This is a genomic window from Caballeronia sp. INML1 (genome assembly GCF_023631085.1).
In the GTDB taxonomy this organism is placed as follows: Bacteria; Pseudomonadota; Gammaproteobacteria; order Burkholderiales; family Burkholderiaceae; genus Caballeronia; species Caballeronia turbans.
In genome coordinates, this window is sequence record NZ_JALQDT010000078.1 from 38,598 (window position 1) to 58,112 (window position 19,515).

The window sequence follows — 19,515 nt, forward strand, 5'->3', positions numbered from 1 at the left end:
ACATCCGGCGGCCGCCGGGTGCCCTGTAACAAAGGAAGGCTGGGCGGCCAGGGCGGCGGCAAACCGGCGGCAATCGCAGCGGAAATGTCGGCGCTAGGGCTCGGCACCGCCCTGGCGCTTCTGGTGCGAGCGGCTGCCAACAGACGCGCATCGTCTCACTGAAGGCGACTTACCGACGCATGCCGATGACACGGCTTTGCCGGCACCCAAATGATGAGGCTGATCGGCCGAGGAGAAATGTATTCCTTCGCCGGGGAATACTTCAATACGAAAGGGATTCCGCGATACCGGCCAGTGCACAGAGAAGCACCACGACGAGTGGCAGAACCTTCCAGCGCGCCAACAGGAAAAAGCCGATGACAGCGATTGCGAAGTCAGATTCGGTGCGCGCGGCGCTGGTCCAGACCGGCGAGTAGAGAGCAGTCGCCAGCAGTCCGACGACAGCTGCATTGACTCCGGAGAGCATGGCGACCATCGACGGGCGCCCTCGTAGTGCTTGCCAGTATGGCAGTGCCGCAAGCACAAGCAACAGACCGGGCAGAAAGATGCCGGCGGTCGCGAGCAGCGCTCCCCAAGCGTGGTCTTGTGTTCCGATCATGATCCAGCCAAGGAAGGCCGCGAAGGAAAAAAGCGGACCCGGAACAGCCTGTGCGGCGCCATATCCTGCCAGAAAGTCGTTTGACGACACCCAACCGGTCGTCACGGTTTCCTGTTGAAGGAGCGGGAGAACGACATGACCCCCACCGAAAACCAACGCTCCGGCACGGTAAAACCCATCAAACACCCGGATCGCGTGTGTGGAATCGAAGGCCGCCAACGCGGGAAGTGCAAAAAGAAGCACACAGAACAGGCCGAGCGCAGCTGCGCCCGCCACGCGCGACACACGAAACGACTGGGTGTGTTCATGTGTCGCCGCGAGGCTGCGTGGCGTGGTCGTTCGACACAACGCAATGCCGAACAGTGCACCCATCACCAATACTATGAGTTGCGCATAGACAGTGGTCAGGACCGCGAGAATAGCGATGGTTGCGAGCGAGATACCCGCCCGGCGATGGTCAGGACACAAGCGACGCGCCATATCCCACACGGCTTGCGAAACAACCGCGACAGCGACGAGCTTCAGCCCATGAATCAGGCCACTGCCGACCGGACCGCCCATCGAGGGCGCGAAGATCGCGGAGCCAATTAAAAGCGCGATAGACGGCAGCGTGAAGCCGCACCATGCAGCGATACCGCCAAGCCAGCCTGCGCGCAGCATTCCGATCGAAAAGCCTGCTTGGCTGCTGGCCGGTCCCGGCAGAAACTGGCAAAGGCCGACCAGGTCGGTGAACGTCTCGTCATTGAGCCACCGACGTCGCTCGACAAACTCGCGGCGGAAATAGGCGATGTGAGCGACCGGGCCGCCGAAGGATGTCAGTCCGAGCTTCAGAAAGACAAAAAGAACCTCAACTGAAGCGCCCGCTCGTCGGTTGGACGCCGCTATGTTTACTTCCATAAAGCCCTTCAGATCGTGGATTTCGGTAGGTATGACGTCGAGATCGACCGCCGTCAGCCGTCCTCGCAACGCTCGGCGGAGGATTTAATTGGCGACTGCATGAATCGACGCAATTTGAAGATACGCGCATAAATCACTCGGCGGCCTGCGGGGCGGATGCGTTCCAGTCGCCGCCGAGGGCGACGAGCAGACCGACGGACGCGATTGCGCGTCGCGCGTCGATCTGATCCGCGGTTCGTTCGTTGCTCAGAGCGATCGTTTGCGCCGTCACGACGTCGAGATAACTGACCGCGCCTGCCTGAAACCTGTTGTTGGTGAGTTTGAGCGACAGTGCCGCAGCGTCGGATGCGCGGCGCTGGCTTCGGGCTTCGTCCGCGAGCGCGGTCAGCGCGGTGAGGTCGTCCTCGACCTGCTGAAACGACGTGAGCACGGCCTGGCGATAATCGGCGGCGGCGCCTTCATCTTGCGCGCGTGCGTCGGCAAGCATCGCGGACCGGCGGCCGCCGTCGAAGATCGTTGCGGCCAGTTGAGGGCCGAGCGACCAGAAGAGACTCGGCGCCGTCAGCCAGGGCGCGAAGAACGTGCTTTCCAGGCCGACGTTCGCGCCGAGCACCAGGCTCGGAAAATACGCCGCGCGCGCCGCGCCGATTTGCACATTGGCGGCGAAGACGCGCCGTTCGGCTGCGGCGACGTCGGGGCGACGTTCCAGCAGTTGCGAGGGCAGCGCGACGGGAATCGCCGGCAAGGCAAATGGCTGGACGACCGGCGCAATGGAGAAGGTCGAAGCGGGCTGTCCGACCAGCGTCGCGATCGCGTGTTCGAGTTGCGATCGTTGCGATGCGGTTTCGGTCGCCTGCGTGCGCGTGCTTTCGAGTTGCGCCTGTGCCTGCGCGACCGCCGAGGCGTCGATTGCGCCGTTCGCGAGTTGCTGATCCAGCAGCTTGAGCGCGGCCGAATACGCGTCGATCGAATCGTCGAGAAGCTTCTTTTGCGTGTCGAGGGAGCGCAGGTTGAAGTAGTCGATCGCGAGCTGGCTGGTCACGGAAAGACGCACCGCTTCGACATCCGCCGCGCTTGCGTCCGCGTTGGCCTGCGCGTTGAGCGTCGCATCGTGGATCCGGCCGAAGAGGTCGGGCTCCCATGATGCCGACAGGCCGACGGCATAGTCCGGCACGGTCTTTCCGGCGAGCGATTTCCCTTCCAGATTCGCCGATGTCCGCGTGCGATTCTGGCTGAGGCTCGTCGAAATCGTAGGCCAGAAGCCGGCGCGCTGATAGTCGACCATCGCTCTCGCCTGTTGAAGCTGAGAGACGGCTTTCTTGAGCGTCTGATTCGATACGTCGACGCGCGCTTCGAGCGCATCGAGCGTCGGGTCCCGAAAAAGCGCCCACCACGGACCGCGCGCCTGCTGATCAGACGGCGAAGCCACGGACCAGCCGGGCGCGGACGCGAAGTGCGCGGGCACAGCGACGTCGGGCGGCCGATAGTCCGGAACAGTCGAACATGCCGCGACAAACATGCAAGCCATCGCGCAAGCGGCGCGTCGCAATGGAATCTTCATCGTCGTCGCTTTCACCACGCGTTGCCCGTCCTGGCTATCTTGACCGGTTCGCCGCTCATCAAGGCATCGCCCGGATTGTCGATGACGCGATCACCAGCTTGCAGCCCTGTCAGGATCTCGACGTGCGTACCGAAGTCGCGCCCCACGGTGACAGACTTGAGCTCAGTCTTTCCGGCCGCGTCCACCGTGGCGATCGTCACACCGTTAGGGCGGAACAGCAGTGCGCTAACCGGCAGATCGAGCGCCGGATTGCCGTTCTGAAGCGCGAGATGCACTTGGGCGTACGCGCCGGGAAGCAGGGTGCCGTCCCGATTGTCCACGTCGACTTCCACGCGTAGCGTCCGGCTCACCGGGTCCATCGCGCCGGAACTGCGCGCGACATGCGCCGCAAACTGTCTGCCCGGGAACTGCTGGACGGTCAGATACGCTTGGGTGCTGGCGGAAACGTAGGGCGCGTCGTTTTGCGGCACGTCGATGAACACGCGCAACGTGTCGCGCTGCGCGACATGAAACAACTCGCCCGCCGATGCCGCGAGACCCGGCGCACCGCCCGCCGTCACGAGCGCGCCGACATCAACGTTGCGCGCAGTCACCACGCCGTCGAAGGGCGCGGCGACTTTCTCATAGGAGACGAGCTCGGTCAGCCGCTGCACGTTCGCCTGCGCGGATTGCAGCATGGCGCGCTTCGCGAGCATGTCACCGGTTTTGGTGTCCGCGTCCTGTTGCGACACCGATTGTGTTTTCAGCATGTCCTGCCAGCGCTGCGCGGTCGCCTTCGCGTAATCGAAGTTGGCCTGCGCGGTGGCTTCGTCGGCATGCGCTTGCTTGAGCTGCGCATCGAGTTCCGGGGTCTGGATATCGGCAAGCACCTGTCCTTTCTTCACATGCGCGCCGATATCCGCGTACCAGTTCCTCACATAGCCGCTCGTGCGAGCGTAGATCGCCGCATCGGAAAACGCCGTGACGGCGCCGGGCAACAGCAGTTCCTGGGTTGCGGGCGCGGGTTTGGGCACGATGACAGACACCGTTTGCACGCTTTGCGTCGTGACTTGCGCCGCCAGCGCGCCTTGCGCACGAAACCGCGGGACGATGCCTGCCGCGAGCAGCGCGGCGGCGATGCCGACCACGGTCAGCGGGAAGACGAAGCGGCGCGCGCGCGGCCGCGTGTGTGCGTCGTGTTGCGGATTCATTCGAGTGACTCGGATTGGTGACCTAACTGATGGCCTTATTGAGCGTAGGTGGATTGGGCATTGCTACGGCGCGCGAGCCACGCATGCGCGATTGCGAACATGACCGGCACAACTTGCAGTGTCGATACGGTGCCGAGCGCGAGACCGCCAATGACGGCGCGGCCGAGCGGTGCGTTCTGCTCGCCGCCATCGCCGAGACCGAGCGCCATCGGTAGCATGCCGATCAGCATCGCAAGCGCGGTCATGATGACGGGGCGAAAGCGCGTGAAGCCCGCCTCGAGTGCCGCGTCCCAAGGCTGGGCGCCTTCGTGCAGCTTCTCTCGCGCCGCATTGACGACGAGAATGCTGTTCGCCGTCGCGATGCCGATACACAGAATCGTGCCGGTCAACGCGGGCACGCTCAGCGTGGTGCCGGTGGCGAACAGCATCCACGCAATGCCCGCAAGCGAGGCCGGCAGACCGCAGATGATAATGAGCGGATCGATCCACGACTGAAAATTTACGACCATCAGCAGATAGACGAGCACGATGGCAAGAGCCAGTCCCGAGCCGAGGCCGCTGAACGATTGCGTCATCGATTGCACCTGCCCGCGCATGACGATGGTCGAGCCTGGCGGCAAATGCGCCTTGGCCTGATCGGTGAGCCGGTCCACGTCGGCGGCCACGCTGCCCAGATCGCGGCCCTGCACGGAACCGTAAATATCGAGCACGGGCTGCACGTTGTAGTGCGATACCACCGCCTGCTGCGACGCGCGCCGCATCGTGCCGAGCGAGCCGAGAAGGCTTTGCGGCGCGCTCGACAGCTGGCTGTCGTTGAGGGGCACGTTGGCGAGCGTCTGCAGCGAATGAATGTCGTATTGCGGCACTTCCGTCATGAGCGGATAGCTCACGCCGTTCTTCGGATCGAGCCAGAAGTTGGGCGTGGTCTGCGAGCTGCCGGACAAGGAAATCAGCAGATCCTGCGCGACGTCCTTCTGAGTGAGGCCCGCCTGCATCGCCTTAGTGCGGTCCACGTCGATGTTGATCGCGGGCGCGTCGCCGGGCTGCTGGATGCGTGCATCTACGAGCCCCCGCACATGGCGCAGCTTCGCCAGCAACTGATTCGCCGCCACGCGATTCTTCAAGAGGTCCCTGCCGACGATCTGAATGTCGATCGGCGCGGGCTGCCCGAAGTTAAGAATTTGGCTCGTGATATCGGCGGGCAGGAACGAGAAGATCGTGCCGGGGAACGATGCCGCGAGCACGTCACGCAGCTTCGCGACATAGGTAGCGGTGGGGGCGTGGTCCGGTGTGAGGGCGATCATGATGTCCGCGTCCTCCGTGCCGACGGGCGCCGACGACGAATACGTGAGGTTGATACCGCTCACCGGCACGCCGATGTTGTCGAGCAGCGACGCTTCCTCGGACGTTGGTATCACCGTGCGGATCTTCGCTTCGACTTCGTCCGTCAGCCGTGCGGTTTCCTCGATGCGGGTGCCGGTCGGCGCACGCATATGCAGGCGGATTTCGCCCGTATCTATGCTCGGAAAGAAGTCCCGGCCTGTGAAGGGCAAGAGCGGAATTGAAGCGAGACAGAACACCGCGAAGATCGCAATCACGGTACGCGGATGCCCGATGCCCTGTGCAAGCACCCTTTTGTAGCCCATGCGAAGCGCTTCGAAACGCCGCTCGAACGCCGCCTGCCAGCGCGCGAGAAACGCGAGGCGTCCGCGTGGTTCGCCGCGCCCGCGCGCCTTGAGGAGATACATGGCGAGCGTCGGAATGAGCGTGCGCGAGAAGAAATACGATGCGCACATCGCGAACACGACCGCCTCGGCCATCGGTACGAACAGATAACGCGCAACGCCCGAGAGCAGGAACATCGGCGCGAACACGATGCAGATGGACAGCGTGGAAACGAAGGTGGGCACTGCAATTTCGCCGGAGCCGTTGAGAATGGCATCGGCGAGCGGCGCGCCGTTTTCCAGATGATGCGTGATGTTTTCGATCGCCACCGTCGCATCGTCCACCAGAATGCCGACCGCGAGCGCGAGGCCCCCGAGCGTCATGATGTTGATGGTTTCGCCCATCGCCGACAATGCGATGAGCGAGGTGATGACCGACAGCGGAATCGTCACCGCGATGATGAGCGTCGCGCGCCAGCTTCCGAGGAACAGCAGGATCATCATCGCGGTGAGGCACGCGGCGATAAGCGCTTCGCGTACGACGCCAATGATCGCGGACTTGACGAATACGGACTGATCCGCGAGCGGCGTGATCTTCAGCGCCTTGGGGAGGCCCGCGGAAATCTGCGGCAGCATTGAGCGGATCTGCTGGATGATCGTGAGCGTGGACGTGCTGCCGGTCTTTTCCACGGTCAAAAGCGCGGCGCGCTTGCCGTCGCTGCGCACGATGTTGGCTTGCGGCGCATAACCGTCGCGGACTTGGGCGACATCGCGCAAATACACCACGCCGCCCTTGATCGTCTTGATGGGCAGGTCGTTGAGCGCGGCGACACTGTTCGTGCTGCCGTTCATCTGCACGTTGTACTCACGTGGGCCGATTTTCGCGGTGCCGCCAGGCAAGATCAGATTCTGGACATTGACGGCGTTCACCACGTCGCTCGGCGAGAGCTCCTTCGCCTGCAGCTTGCGCGGATCGATATCGACCATGATTTGGCGAATCTTGCCGCCGAAGGGCAGCGGCACGGCCGCGCCCTGCACGGTAGCGAGCTGCGTGCGCACAAAGCTGTTGCCGAGGTCGTAGAGCGTCTGCTCGGGCAATGAATCGCTCGACAGGCCGAGCTGAAGAATAGGCACTGTCGACGCGTTATAGGTGATGATATTCGGCGGCAGCGTGCCCGGCGGCAGGATGCGCAGAATGGACGCGGAGTTGGCGGTGGCCTGCGCGATCGCACGATTGATGTCCGCGCCCGGGTGAAAGAAGATCTTGATGACCGATACGCCGTTGAGCGACTGCGACTCGATGTGCTCGATATTCTCGACATCCGACGTTAGCGCACGCTCATAGTTCGACGTGATGCGGTTCGCCATGTCCTCGGCGGAAAAGCCGCTATACGACCAGACGATGCTGACGACGGGAATGTTGATGTCGGGAAAGATGTCGGTTGGCGTGCGCATGAGGGCAAGCGGGCCGATTATGAACAGCAGGAGCGCCAGAACGATGAACGTATACGGGCGACGAAGGGCGAGTCGAACGATCCACACGAAGTCTTATCCGGGTCGGGGCACTGGCGACGCAGTGTGCATGTGCGCGCTTTGCCCGATGCTGACCGCAAAATGACAAGTTCGTAATCTGAGTGCTAGCGCGTATATCGAAGTCTGCCAGCCGGCGGCCGACGCTTCGTGGATGAGCCACCCTCCTCACGCTTGAAATCGCGGTCAATTCGATCGCCTCGTGGCAGACCGCAATCGAAAGTGCAATCAATTGCGTAGAATTCAGGACTTGTCAATCGTTATCGACGGGTGCAAGCATGCGCATACTGGTTGTCGAAGACGAGCAAAAAGCGGGCGTCTATATCAAGAAAGGGCTTGAAGAAGCGGGCTATCTCGTCGATGTCGTCGGCGACGGGGCCGAAGGTCTGATTCTCGCGAAGGAAGAGAACTACGACGTCATCGTGCTCGACGTGATGCTGCCGACCATGGACGGCTGGAGCGTCGTGCGCAGTCTTCGCGAAACGAAGGCCACACCCGTGCTGTTTCTCACCGCGCGCGACGACGTGCAGGACCGCGTGCGCGGTCTCGAACTCGGCGCGGACGATTATCTCGTCAAGCCCTTCGCCTTCGTCGAACTGCTTGCGCGCGTGCGTTCGCTGGCACGGCGCGGCCCGCCGCGCGAAAGCGACCTGATTTCGCTGGGCGACCTCGAAATCGACGTGACGCGCCGCAAGGTGCGCCGCGCGGGCAAGCGCATCGATCTGACACCGCGCGAATTCGCCTTGCTGCAACTGCTGGCGCGGCGTCATGGCGAAGTGCTCAGCCGGACGCAGATTGCATCCTATGTGTGGGACATGAATTTTGACAGCGATACCAACGTGGTCGAAGTCGCGATCCGCCGGTTGCGTGCGAAGATCGACGACGACTTCGAGGTCAAGCTCATACAGACCGTGCGCGGCGTCGGCTATGTGATCAATACGCCCGGCCACGATTGATGCATACGCGTTCGCTTACCACGACGCTCGCGCTCGTGTTCGCCGCGACCACGCTGGCGGTGTTCGCGCTGGTCGGCACCTTCGTGTATCTCGCGCTCGCGCACCAGGTGCATGTGCAGGACGATCTGGACATCGTGCTCGCCGCGCGCCATACGCGGCGGCTGGTCGATGAATTGCAGAGCTATGCGGATATCGAGCGCTATCGCGAACGGCTCGAAAGTCAGGTCCTCGGTAACGGCGCGCTGTCGCTAAAGATCGTCGATGCTGCGCGCAAGCCGCTCGTGCAACACAATGTCGATGCCGCGCTGGCGCAGGTCGCGCTGCCGTCGCGTGCGGTGCCCGCGGGCGCACAGATCACCGCGCAGGCCATCGTCGATATGCACGAAGCCTATGGCGATCCGCTTCGGGTGCTGGCCGTCGACACGCGTCTGATGGACGGCACACTCGCGACCATCATCGTGGTGCGCGACATGCGCGATCGGTGGATGCTGCTCGACCGCTATCGAGACCGCCTGCATCTCGCGGGCGCAATCGGCGTGCTGCTCACCTTCGCGATCGGCTTCTTTCTCGTGCGGCGCGCGCTCAAGCCGCTGCGCAACATGGCGAACAGCGCGGCGACGGTGACATCGGACAAGCTCCATACGCGCATCGCAATGGACAATGTGCCGAGCGAACTGGAACCGCTGATCGCCGCGCTCAACGGCATGCTCGCGGGACTCGAACGCAGCTTCCAGCGCATGTCGCAATTCACCGCCGATCTCGCGCACGACATGCGCACGCCGATCGCCAATATGCGCGGCGCAACGGAAGTGGCCCTCGCGCGGCCACGGTCGACCGACGAATATCAGATGCTGCTTGCATCGAATCTGGAGGAATGCGATCGCCTCTCGCGCATGATCGAAAACGTGCTGTTTCTCGCGCGCGCCGAGCATCCGCAATTCGCGCGTCATCTGCGCGAGTTCGCAGCCGGCGAGGAGTTGCAGCGCATCGCCGAGTATTTCGAAGGGCTCGCGGAAGATGCGGGCGTGCACATCGCCGTGCGCGGTTCCGCACCGCTCAAGGCCGATGTCGAATTGTTCAGGCGCGCGGTGAGCAATCTGCTCGCCAATGCCGTGCGTTATACGCCGCGCGATGGAACGATCACGCTTTCCGTCGATGCGGACGCGGCGTTCGTACGCGTATGCGTCGAGAACGAAGGCGTGCCCATCGAACCACCGATGCTGGAACGAGTGTTCGACCGCTTCTATCGCGGCGATCCGTCGCGTCGCGTTGCCGGCGCAGCGAGCGGCTCGGCGGGGCTGGGACTCGCCATCGTGAGAACAATCATGGAACTGCACGGCGGGCTTGCACACGCGGAAAGCGACGTACTCAGGACGCGTTTCGTACTGTCTTTCCCGAAGACAGCTACCCGTTCGTGACGCCCAAGATGTCAAACTTGTAACGTCGGCGTCAGCTTTTCTACAGCGCTCGACTTCCACAATGTCATCAACGTCCCGTACAACGCAACGGCGTTCGAGGGCAGTTGCCCTTCGCCATTTTTCCATGCATCAGTGAGGGTAAAGACCATGAAAAAATTAATTTGTGCCGTGCTAGCCGCGGCAACTTCGATGCCGTTCGCAGCGTTTGCGCAATCGACGCCGGCACATGTGACGCGTTTGCAAGTGCGCGCCGAACTCGCGCAGCTCGAAGCGGCGGGCTATCAGCCTAGCACGCACGATGCGGATTACCCGCAGGCGCTGCAGGCCGCCGAAGCAAAGGTCCCGGCGCGCGATGCATATGGCGGCGCGAATGCCAGCACCCAAGCAAGCAGCGCTCTGCATCAGGGCGAGGTATCGCAGTGATGCGAAGGACTGCTTACGTGAGTGCGCTCCTGAGCCTCGCTTTTGCGCTGGGCGCGGTATCGCACGAAGCTTTTGCGCGCGATCACGGCCCGCGAATTGCCAACGCTTCGTCCAGTCCCAATTGACGCATTTAGATCATCAAGGAACCGATCATGAAAAAGACGCTTCTTCTGCTCATCGCATGTCTGACGGTTGGCGTCACCGCCCAGGCTCAAGCGCAGACGAGCGGCCTCACGCGTGCTGAGGTCAAGCAACAACTCGTTCAGGCTGAAGCCCAAGGAGTGCTGCCGTCGAACGGAACGAACTATCCGCCGAGCGCACGCGCCATCGCGCGTAATAAGGCCGTTTTCGCCGAGCAGCACGAAAGCCAAGATGCAACGGCCTATGGCGGCGTCCCCGACACTCATGCCGATCACTAGTCGGGACCGGCGCCACATGCGAGGCGGTGCGCCGCACGCAACGCGGCGTACTGCGGATAACGCACGCCACCGGATGCCATAATTCGCAAGCTCCATGCGCGCGATGGCTTTACCGCCGCGCTCACCGCCTTGCGCGATGCGGTGAACGCGGCAGGCGGCGTCGGGCGATATCGCGTGTAGGCGACGTAAGTAGGCTATCCATTCGCCCCCCGCTTTCGCCAGGTGGATCGCGACGCACAAGACCTTTATCGCCATGCTTGAAACGTTCCGGCTGGGAATCGCTTTCCCGACGAACGAGGTGCCCCGATCTGCGGGAGAGATCGGGTTTCCGCGTGCAACTGAACTGCGACAGACGGCGCTAGGGACGAACGCTTGAGCGCGCAAAAGCCAGTCAAGGGCCAGAGCGGTGCGGTGCCATTTTACAAGCGTTGCTGGGCTTCGTATGCCTCGAGGTGAGCAAGAGCCATCCTGAGGCCAGGTACCTCAATTGAAAAGCTCTCTGCGCGTTTGACCATGTCCCCAACGATTGCGTGCGTTTCGATCTTCGTCGCGCCCGATCGTATATCGCGCAGCATTGATGAGGCCCAAGTCGAATTGCGGTCAAGTAACAATCCTTCGATGGCTGCGATTGCACCGCCATCGAGCTGATGACGTGACTCCGCCGCTACATCCAGACATTCGGCAAGCAGCTGGCGAACAACTGCCGCCCCAAAGCTGGTCGCGAGAATTTCACCAATGTTCGCGCGCATGAGGCAAGTTGCAGAAGCTCCAGCGGAGAGCATCACCCACTTTTGCCACAACTGCTGATCGATGTCATCTGTCAGCGCCCGCACGCCTGGTGCGCCTCGGATAATTTCGTAGAAGCGGTCGATCACATCCACATGGCGATTCGATCGAGCGCCGATGACAAGCCTATCATTCGTAGCGGAATGCTCGATTGTCAGGTCTGGCAATGAGGTGACCGCAATGTAGGAGGCGCCTCCGGCGACGCGATCTTTCCCAAACAGACTATCCAGTTGATCATACGGCCATATGCCATTCAGCAAGGGAAGAATCACTGAACCGGAATGCATTGCCGGACGGATCGCTTCAGATGCCTCTTTGAGGTCATAGGCCTTGCAGGCGAGAAGCACGAGATCATATTCGGGTCGCAGTCCGTCCGACCCTATTGCGTTCACCGGACCGGAGAAATCGCCCAGGCTGCTTGACACTCGAAGCCCAGCGTCGCGGAACGTCGAAAGCTTGCCGGGGCGCACCAAAAACGTTACGTCGGCTCCAGCCTGAATGAGCCTAGAGCCGTAGTAGCCGCCCATTGCGCCGGCGCCAAGGACGAGAATGTTGAGGCCATTCTTCATAGTTCGTATAAAAGCCAGAAGTCACGCGCCGACGCTCCGCGCGATGAGTGTGAGAACCACTTTATACTATCATGATAGTATTGTACTTGCTTGCCCACGGAGCACGTTGAAAGTGGGGTTTAGGTCGATCTCGTTTCGCGTCTCAAGAAGTCGATCAACCGCTGGCGGACTATCTGATCCGACTCGTGTTCAGTTGTGTGCAAGCCGATGTGTTGATTAAGGCTCATTGCCGATCTGCAGAGTCCGGCTCGATATTGAAAGGATCACACGATAAGAGGAACCACATGACGGCACATTTCGTACTTAAGGACTTCGAAGGCAAACGCGTTGAGCTTGAAACGGAACATTCTCTGGAAACAGTGCTTGATCGTTTGCGCGACGCGTGCGGCAAGTCGAGCGCCGGAGAAATAGCGACGCTCGCTCAGAGCGCGCGAGACTCGCACGCGTTCGAGGAAAAGGTCAAAGAGCGCTACGTCGGTCGAAGCGGATTCATGATTTTTGGGGAGTTCGATCACGGTGCGTGGCTTGCGATCTACGGGATCAGACGGCCCACGGTTCGCGTTATTTTGGGTAACCCCTTGATCGCGATTACCATGATGAAGCTAGACGTTACTGCCGGTCTGTTCGCGCCGGTTGAACTGCTCCTTTCCCAGCGGTCCCATGGTAGCGGTACCACTGCAGTCTATGTAAGACCATCCAGTTTGATCTGCACTACAGAAAATTCTGATCTCCGCGCTGCAGCCGTGGCCCTCGACGCCAAGCTGGAGAAACTGGTTCTTGAGCTGTGTTCGTAGCAGATCAGATCATTCGTCATGCCGGCGAATCAGGTCGGCTACGGGAGGCCGGACATCAAAGGGTCACACGTGCCATAATCCGCGAATATTCGAACGAGGGGCACCGTGAGGCGAAAGAGTTTTGCTGAAATGGATTGTGCTGTCGCACTGGCTTTGGAAGAGGTGGGCGAATGGTGGAGCCTGCTCATTATTCGCGACGCACTACAGGGATCCACGCGGTTTGAGCAGTTCAGGTCGAGTTTGAGGATCTCGCCAACCATGCTCGCCCGCAGGTTGAACGAGCTGGTCGATTCGGGCCTCCTTATCAAGGTGCCATCGACCTTGAAAGCGGGAACGGAGGAATACAGGGTGACCGAGAAGAGCCGCGACCTGTCGCCCGTACTCGTTACCTTGTTCGCTTGGGGTCGCAAGCATGCCGGCAGGGGGAGGAAATGGGGAATTGATCTCATCGACAGAAAGACCGGCAGCCTAGTCGTCCCCGTCCTCATCGACCGCAACACAGGGCTTCCCATCAGCCGCGAAACACACGCTTTCGTGCAGGGCGACAGTCCCAGCCAAGCAACAGCGGAGCGGCTGCCCAGAAAAACTGAAGCGCTGGTAAAGTGAGCATGTTGGGACCGTCGGCACAAGGGGTCGACGATACGCGCTAGCAGTCCATGCTTACCACGCCTCAAGTAAATGAGGTTCAGAGACTGAACTGATTAATGTTTACAGATTGCTATTGCACACAGTTCCGGCGATCGGCGAATGCGCTGACTGGCATTTACGATGACGCGTTGCGCCCGGTCGGGCTCAAGATCACGCAATTTTCCCTACTCCGAGCATTGGAGCGATTGGAGGCTGCGACTTACACGGAGATCGCAGTAGAGTCGGCTTTGGATAAAACGACCATTTCCCGCAATCTTAAGATCTTGATCGACGCCGGGTGGGTCGAGACGAGCTCAGACACGGACGCTCGCTTCAAGATCGCCCGATTAAGTAAGCGCGGCACTGCGAAGCTACGCAGCGCGGAGCAGTATTGGCTGCTTGCGCAAGCACGAGTTGAGAAGGAAGTGCAGCGATTCTTGAAAGGACCAGCCAACAAGCAGCTCTTGGAAGCGCTAGAGTGCTTGCAACGCGTCGCACCGTGATTCGGTCGAGCCCGTTAGGGCTAGCGGTATACCGCGCGCGACGGGTAAACCCCTTCTTCTTTTACGTGCTTAGCCTAGATATTATCGGGACAACACATAGTTGTACCTACATCTACGTCCAATAGTTGTATATACATTTATCTTACGGAGGAATCATGCCCACGTATGTCGTCGCTTCGGCCGAAGGTCGTTTCAGCAGCGCAGAGAAGAATGCGATAGCGAGAGGGATCACGGATGCGCATTCGGCTGCGACCGGAGCGCAGGGATTCTTTGCTCAGGTCATCTTTCAAGAGATCACTTCGGGAAATCACTTCCTCGGTGGTAGCCCGCTAGTTTCGGACCAGATATTTGTCCACGGACACATCCGGGGTGGGCGCACTCCGGACCAGAAAAAGCAGTTGCTTAGCGAGATTGTTGATGCCGTGTGTCGGGGCGCGAGTGCCGATAGGCGATATGTTTGGGCATATGTTGCAGAACTTCCACCTGCCCAGATGGTGGAATTTGGGAAGGTACTGCCAGAGCCCGGTACGGAAGCGCAATGGCTTCAGGCGATGTCGCTAGAAGATCGAAACTACCTTCTTGGCATTGGCAAATAAGATCAGAAGGAGGAGGCATATGAGTTCGACGATTCTCGCGAGCGGAACGTCTCGTAAAATGACCGCTGAAGAACGCAAGATTGTTTTTGCCTCTTCGCTTGGTGCGGTTTTCGAATGGTACGACTTCTACCTGTATGGATCTTTAGCTGCGATTGTGGGGAAGCAGTTCTTCTCCGGGGTTAACGAGACCGCTTCGTTTATCTTCGCCCTGCTCGCTTTCGCAGCGGGATTCGCGGTCCGCCCGTTTGGAGCTCTAGTATTTGGGCGCATCGGAGATCTCGTAGGCCGCAAATACACTTTTTTTGATCACCATCTTGTTGATGGGAGCGTCCACATTTATCGTCGGGATACTTCCATCATATTCGTCTGTTGGCATTGTCGCGCCGGTTGGGCTCATATTGCTCAGGCTGCTCCAAGGGCTGGCTCTTGGCGGTGAGTATGGCGGGGCGGCTACATACGTGGCGGAGCATGCTCCTGCAAGTCGTCGAGGTGCATTCACGTCATGGATTCAGACGACAGCGACGCTCGGATTTTTCCTATCCTTAGTAGTTGTGCTTGGCGCACGATTAATCGTCGGCGAATCTTCTTTTGCTGCATGGGGTTGGAGAATTCCATTTCTGTTTAGCATTGTGCTGGTATCCATCTCCGTGTGGATCCGGTTGACATTGCACGAGTCTCCGGTGTTTCTGCGGATGAAAGCCGATAAGGCTTTGTCCAAGCTCCCATCGCCGAAGCTTTCGGGCAGTGGCGCAATATCAAAATTGGGCTGATCGCACGTCAGTCGGTGATTTGGTACGCGGGACAGTTTTACGCCCTTTTTTTCCTTACGCAGACGCTGAAGGTTGACGCTGTTACCTCAAACTTGCTGGTCGCAGGGGCGCTGCTCATAGGGACCCCGCTAATCGTGCTGTGCGGGTCGTTATCAGACCGCATAGGACGCCGACCTGTGCTCCTAACCGGCTTTTTTCTCTCTGTTTTCCTGTACTTCCCTATCTTCCACGGTCTAGCTAAGTACGCAAATCCGGCACTCGTATCGGCTCAGGAAAGGGCACCCGTGACGGTGGTCGCAGACCCGCGCTCGTGTTCCTTTCAGTTCAATCCGGTCGGCACTAGTGCGTTCGTCAAGTCATGCGACATTGCCAAGTCGTTTCTTGCCCGGTCGTCGGTGAATTACAGCAACCAAGATGCGCTTGCAGGATCAGTCGCCCAGGTACTGGTCGGCGGCGATGTCGTTAGAAGCTTTGAAGGTACCGGCATGTCTCCTGATGACTTGAGGCGTAGCACCGCAAGGTTTGACAAAGACCTTGCCGCTCGCATAAAGACCGTGGGATACCCCGAAAAGGCCGACCCTGAGCAAATTGACTACTTAATGGTCATGGTTATGCTGACCGGACTTGTTGTTTTAGTGGCACTCGTGTACGGACCAATTGCAGCGACCCTTGTCGAATTGTTCCCCACTCGTATTCGGTACACGGCAATGTCTCTGCCTTATCACATCGGCAACGGCTGGTTCGGCGGCTTTCTCCCGACGACTGCGTTCGCCCTGGTGGCAGCAACCGGCAACATATATTCAGGTATTTGGTACCCGGTCATCATCGCGGCGGTGTCGCTTGTCGTTGGCTTTATCTTCCTGCCTGAGACGAGGCATCGAAACATCGACGTATGACATCTGGTTCGTCGCGGTTCGTTTTGGAACTATCAAAACCGGGGCAGATTCGTAGACAGCACGACCCGCCGATAAGAGTGCGTCGACATCGAGTATGTATGCAGTTCTTGTTAAATGATCGCCGCGCTTGCGGCTATCAGCGGATTTGTTGGCAAAGTTTTAACTGAGGTATTTGGAATCACTCTCTCAGGGGCTCCGCTCGAGCCCTTTTGCCGACGCCACGCGTCGGCTTTTTTTTTGGTGTGGACCGAGAAGGCCGAGATGCGCAGCAGCAAACCGGCGGTTGCGCCATCGCAGATTCCCACCAGACGTTTGCTTGCTCCAGCGCTCCGACACCAAAGGGTTACTAATCACCGATACGGCGCAACGGGCAGCAGCCTAAGAAAAGATACAGCCGTCACGATCCCGCCATAGGTAAGCCGCGTACCCCAAGCTTTGCATCGTGGAGAGAAGCCATACTGCTTGCGCTGGCGTAGAAAGTCACTGGATCTTTAAGAAACGAATTATCGGTGCACAAGCGGTAATGGACCACTGCATAGAAAAAGCCGCCCCAGCGCACGACGGGCGGCTTCCTAAACGCGAAGAATCAAGCAATCAAGCAACCGAGGTCCAGCCCAGGTTGGATCAACAGTATCGCAATAGTATTGTAAACTCAGGTTTCGAGACGTGGAGGTTCGTGCAGCTCGCAGGCTTGATGGAAGCGTGTATGGCACGCGCGCGGCGTGGTGTCCGCGCCGCCTCCTGTGCCTTCGGTGGCGGATCCAGCTTAGTAGCCTGCTGCTCTGTCTGATCCGCTCATCGCAGCAGACGCCTGACCATCTTGTGCGGAGCCTGAGTGGGCCTCCGCGACTGCGCTGATGATGTCAATGGCCTCGCCGATCTGTTTGCGCGTAATGTTCAGGTAAGGAATCGCCCTGACTCCGTCGGTACCTGACGGCAGCACGTACAAACCCTTTTCGTAAAGCCTCTCAACGAAATCTGACGCTGGCAGCGACGTAACACCAAACCGGACAATATTGGTTTCGACGGACGACACATCGAGGTTGATGCCCGGCAACCCAGCAATACCATTGGCCAGCAACTTTGCATGCTCATGATCCTCTAGCAGCCGATCACGGTGATGCCGTAGCGCATGGAGTGCCCCTGCTGCAATAATTCCAGCTTGCCGGAAGCCTCCACCTATCTGCTGCTTGAAGCGACGGGCTCGCGATATGAATTCGCGGGAGCCGGCGAGTGCTGAACCTACTGGCGCACCGAGCCCCTTTGAAAAGCACACACTGACGGAATCGAAATGCCTGGCGTATTCTTTTTCCGGAATGCCGGTCGCAGCGCTTGCGTGCCACAGTCGGGCACCATCAAGATGCAGTGCTAGCCCACGAGCCCGTGCCACCGCACACACCGCCTCCAGCTGCCCGATAGGCCAAATTTTTCCTCCGCCAATATTATGTGTATTTTCCAGGCAGAGCAATTGAACCGGCGCAGGAATGGTGCTTGGAAAGAACCGATGCGACACGCCGAGCGCTGCGCTTACGTCATTTGCCGTGAAAATTCCGCGTACACCAGGCAGAAGACGAGGAAGCACGCCTGAAAATGCGGCGGGTGCGCCACCTTCAAGAAGGTACACGTGAGCGTTCTGGTCGAAAAGAACCGCGTCACCCGGCTCAGTGTGAGCTCGGATACCGACCTGATTCGTCATGGTCCCGGTCACCATATAAACAGCGTCCTCCTTTCCAAGGAGGTCCGCTACTTCACGCTCCAGTTCTTTAACGGTTGGATCGTCGCCGTAGACATCATCTCCGACAACTGCCGATGCGATGGCCTTTCGCATCGCATCGGTTGGCTGACTACAGGTATCGCTGCGCAGGTCGATCATTTGAGGCTCCTCGAGGAATATGTCGCTCTAGCGTAACCCCGGAGCTGGCCCCCCGCTTTGGACAAAATTGCGGAATTTGATCAGTCAGCGACGCGCGGCGCTTGGCGGTACGCCGTAAAAGCGCTTGAAGTCTCGACTGAGGTGTCCCTGATCGCAATACCCCGTCTCGATTGCTATGCTTCGCAGCGTCTGCCCACTCAGGAGAAGATTTTTCGCCCGCTCTATTCGTCGCTGGACGAGATAGGAATGCGGAGCAATTCCAATCGCATCCCTGAAGGCCCGCAACAGGTGATAGGCGCTGATACCAGCTTCACTAGATATTATTTCGAGAGATGGATTCTGGGCGAAATGAGCGTCTATGTATTCCCTAGCCCGCTTAACAGCCCTAGGCACAGGAACCAGGTTGGCAAAATCGCGTCCCCGCAATGCATGCCGCATGACGGCCTGACAAATAGCAGCTGTCAGACGGGATGCCTTTTCGAGTCCGGTTGCCTCGACTGATTCCGAGCATAGGTGCGCGGTCCAGAAGAGCTGTTCGGTCTCGTCGTCATCAATTACTACGTTCGGAAAATGCATGGCGCGACCGGCCGCCGCGCCTTCTTCACCCAGCATGCCAATCAGTCTTGCCGCAGGGACATACGCCATCCGGTAATCCCAGCCCTCTTCCGTTGCTGGACGCCCCTCGTGCACCTGACCTGGATTGATAACGCACATTCTGCCTTGCGGCATGATGGCCCGTTGCCCCCTACAATCCTGAAAAGCCTGCGCTCCTCGGGTGATCACGCCGATAGCGAGTTCATCGTGGGAATGCCGCGGGAAACAGTGCGTGGTATAACTCGCAGCAAGGAGCTCGGTGTTGGCGAACCCGGGCTCCCGCCAGAATCTCACATGATTCGATTTGGACTGCCGCGCGCTATACATGGCTTCCTCCTTGCCTGTCGAGCTTGCGTGCGAGATACGTGAGAGCACGAAAAGCTGCCACCAACATCGATGTAGATACAACCATTATCTCACAAGCAAAAAGGCTGCAACTGCCCCCGCCGGATTGGAAGGACGCTCCAGCCCGTTCGAGTGCACTCTTCGCGACAGCCATGACCAAGCAGTGTGGTCTGATCGCAGACCATACCTGCACGGACGCTCACTCCTGTAAGAAGAGCAATTTTGGCCATATCTGTTTGGTTGCCATGCCCGACTCTATGTTTGGGGGGCAGGGCGAAAGTCCTGCCCTGGTGCGTACGTCTTTAGCCGGGTAACGATACCCGGGGTTCTGGCGATCGATGACGATAATGACGATCGCACAATTGAGAACGGAAAGCACCTGCGGGAAACGAGGCCTCATCGCTTTAGGGTAGGTTGTATTCAACGCGCTGGCTTGCCGGATCAGAAGCGAAGTGACGACATTATTCTGCGTCCGCTGAAGGCCGCCGAGCATGGCTCGCCGTCTG

15 protein-coding genes and 1 pseudogene are annotated in these 19,515 nt (G+C 59.6%); 9 read left to right on the forward strand and 7 right to left on the reverse strand.

What is annotated here, in order from left to right:
* Positions 1 to 262: 262 nt before the first annotated feature.
* From chrA to NCR38_RS31475, 4 genes are all read right to left on the reverse strand, one after another.
* On the reverse strand, positions 263 to 1,495 hold the full coding sequence (gene chrA, locus NCR38_RS31460; protein ID WP_250478288.1) for a chromate efflux transporter: 1,233 nt from the start codon (positions 1,493 to 1,495) through the stop codon (positions 263 to 265).
* Positions 1,496 to 1,628: 133 nt separating this feature from the next.
* Positions 1,629 to 3,056, reverse strand: coding sequence for an efflux transporter outer membrane subunit (locus NCR38_RS31465; RefSeq protein ID WP_250478252.1), 1,428 nt, complete (start codon positions 3,054 to 3,056; stop codon positions 1,629 to 1,631).
* Positions 3,057 to 3,067: 11 nt separating this feature from the next.
* The gene (locus NCR38_RS31470; RefSeq protein WP_250478253.1) at positions 3,068 to 4,246 is read right to left on the reverse strand and encodes an efflux RND transporter periplasmic adaptor subunit; all 1,179 of its coding nucleotides are present in this window, start codon (positions 4,244 to 4,246) and stop codon (positions 3,068 to 3,070) included.
* Positions 4,247 to 4,281: 35 nt separating this feature from the next.
* Positions 4,282 to 7,452 (reverse strand): efflux RND transporter permease subunit, encoded by a 3,171-nt coding sequence (locus NCR38_RS31475; RefSeq protein WP_250478254.1) that lies wholly within the window; start codon positions 7,450 to 7,452, stop codon positions 4,282 to 4,284.
* 266 nt (positions 7,453 to 7,718) lie between these two features.
* Here NCR38_RS31475 and NCR38_RS31480 point away from each other — a divergent pair, with 266 nt between their 5' ends.
* From NCR38_RS31480 to NCR38_RS31495, 4 genes are all read left to right on the forward strand, one after another.
* Positions 7,719 to 8,396 (forward strand): heavy metal response regulator transcription factor, encoded by a 678-nt coding sequence (locus NCR38_RS31480; RefSeq protein ID WP_040052414.1) that lies wholly within the window; start codon positions 7,719 to 7,721, stop codon positions 8,394 to 8,396.
* Positions 8,396 to 9,814 carry a heavy metal sensor histidine kinase gene (locus NCR38_RS31485; protein ID WP_250478255.1) on the forward strand — a complete coding sequence of 473 codons (1,419 nt, stop codon included), beginning with the start codon at positions 8,396 to 8,398 and terminating at the stop codon, positions 9,812 to 9,814. The genes NCR38_RS31480 and NCR38_RS31485 overlap by 1 nt, the downstream gene beginning before the upstream one ends.
* 189 nt (positions 9,815 to 10,003) lie before the next feature.
* Positions 10,004 to 10,237 carry a DUF4148 domain-containing protein gene (locus NCR38_RS31490; RefSeq protein WP_409241449.1) on the forward strand — a complete coding sequence of 78 codons (234 nt, stop codon included), beginning with the start codon at positions 10,004 to 10,006 and terminating at the stop codon, positions 10,235 to 10,237.
* A 152-nt stretch (positions 10,238 to 10,389) separates the two neighbouring features.
* Positions 10,390 to 10,656, forward strand: a complete 267-nt coding sequence (locus tag NCR38_RS31495; protein ID WP_250478257.1) for a DUF4148 domain-containing protein — start codon at positions 10,390 to 10,392, stop codon at positions 10,654 to 10,656.
* Between the two features lie 419 nt (positions 10,657 to 11,075).
* Here the strand turns inward: NCR38_RS31495 and NCR38_RS31500 are convergent, their stop codons facing one another.
* Positions 11,076 to 12,011 carry a ketopantoate reductase family protein gene (locus tag NCR38_RS31500; protein WP_250478258.1) on the reverse strand — a complete coding sequence of 312 codons (936 nt, stop codon included), beginning with the start codon at positions 12,009 to 12,011 and terminating at the stop codon, positions 11,076 to 11,078.
* Between the two features lie 284 nt (positions 12,012 to 12,295).
* Here NCR38_RS31500 and NCR38_RS31505 point away from each other — a divergent pair, with 284 nt between their 5' ends.
* The 5 genes and pseudogenes from NCR38_RS31505 to NCR38_RS31525 all read left to right on the forward strand — a co-directional run bounded on the left by NCR38_RS31505 (position 12,296) and on the right by NCR38_RS31525 (position 16,197).
* Positions 12,296 to 12,805: a DUF302 domain-containing protein gene (locus NCR38_RS31505; RefSeq protein ID WP_250478259.1), complete on the forward strand. Its 510-nt coding sequence runs from the start codon at positions 12,296 to 12,298 to the stop codon at positions 12,803 to 12,805.
* Between the two features lie 105 nt (positions 12,806 to 12,910).
* Positions 12,911 to 13,411, forward strand: a complete 501-nt coding sequence (locus NCR38_RS31510; RefSeq protein ID WP_250478260.1) for a helix-turn-helix domain-containing protein — start codon at positions 12,911 to 12,913, stop codon at positions 13,409 to 13,411.
* A gap of 98 nt (positions 13,412 to 13,509) precedes the next feature.
* Positions 13,510 to 13,935 (forward strand): MarR family winged helix-turn-helix transcriptional regulator, encoded by a 426-nt coding sequence (locus NCR38_RS31515; RefSeq protein WP_250478261.1) that lies wholly within the window; start codon positions 13,510 to 13,512, stop codon positions 13,933 to 13,935.
* A 155-nt stretch (positions 13,936 to 14,090) separates the two neighbouring features.
* On the forward strand, positions 14,091 to 14,531 hold the full coding sequence (locus NCR38_RS31520; RefSeq protein WP_250478262.1) for a tautomerase family protein: 441 nt from the start codon (positions 14,091 to 14,093) through the stop codon (positions 14,529 to 14,531).
* 19 nt (positions 14,532 to 14,550) lie between these two features.
* Positions 14,551 to 16,197: pseudogene (locus tag NCR38_RS31525) on the forward strand (MFS transporter).
* Between the two features lie 766 nt (positions 16,198 to 16,963).
* Here NCR38_RS31525 and NCR38_RS31530 read toward each other — a convergent pair.
* A complete protein-coding gene (locus NCR38_RS31530; protein WP_250478263.1) occupies positions 16,964 to 18,070 on the reverse strand; it encodes a low specificity L-threonine aldolase in 1,107 nt (368 codons plus the stop codon).
* An 84-nt stretch (positions 18,071 to 18,154) separates the two neighbouring features.
* A complete protein-coding gene (locus tag NCR38_RS31535; protein ID WP_250478264.1) occupies positions 18,155 to 18,991 on the reverse strand; it encodes an AraC family transcriptional regulator in 837 nt (278 codons plus the stop codon).
* Positions 18,992 to 19,515: the final 524 nt, after the last annotated feature.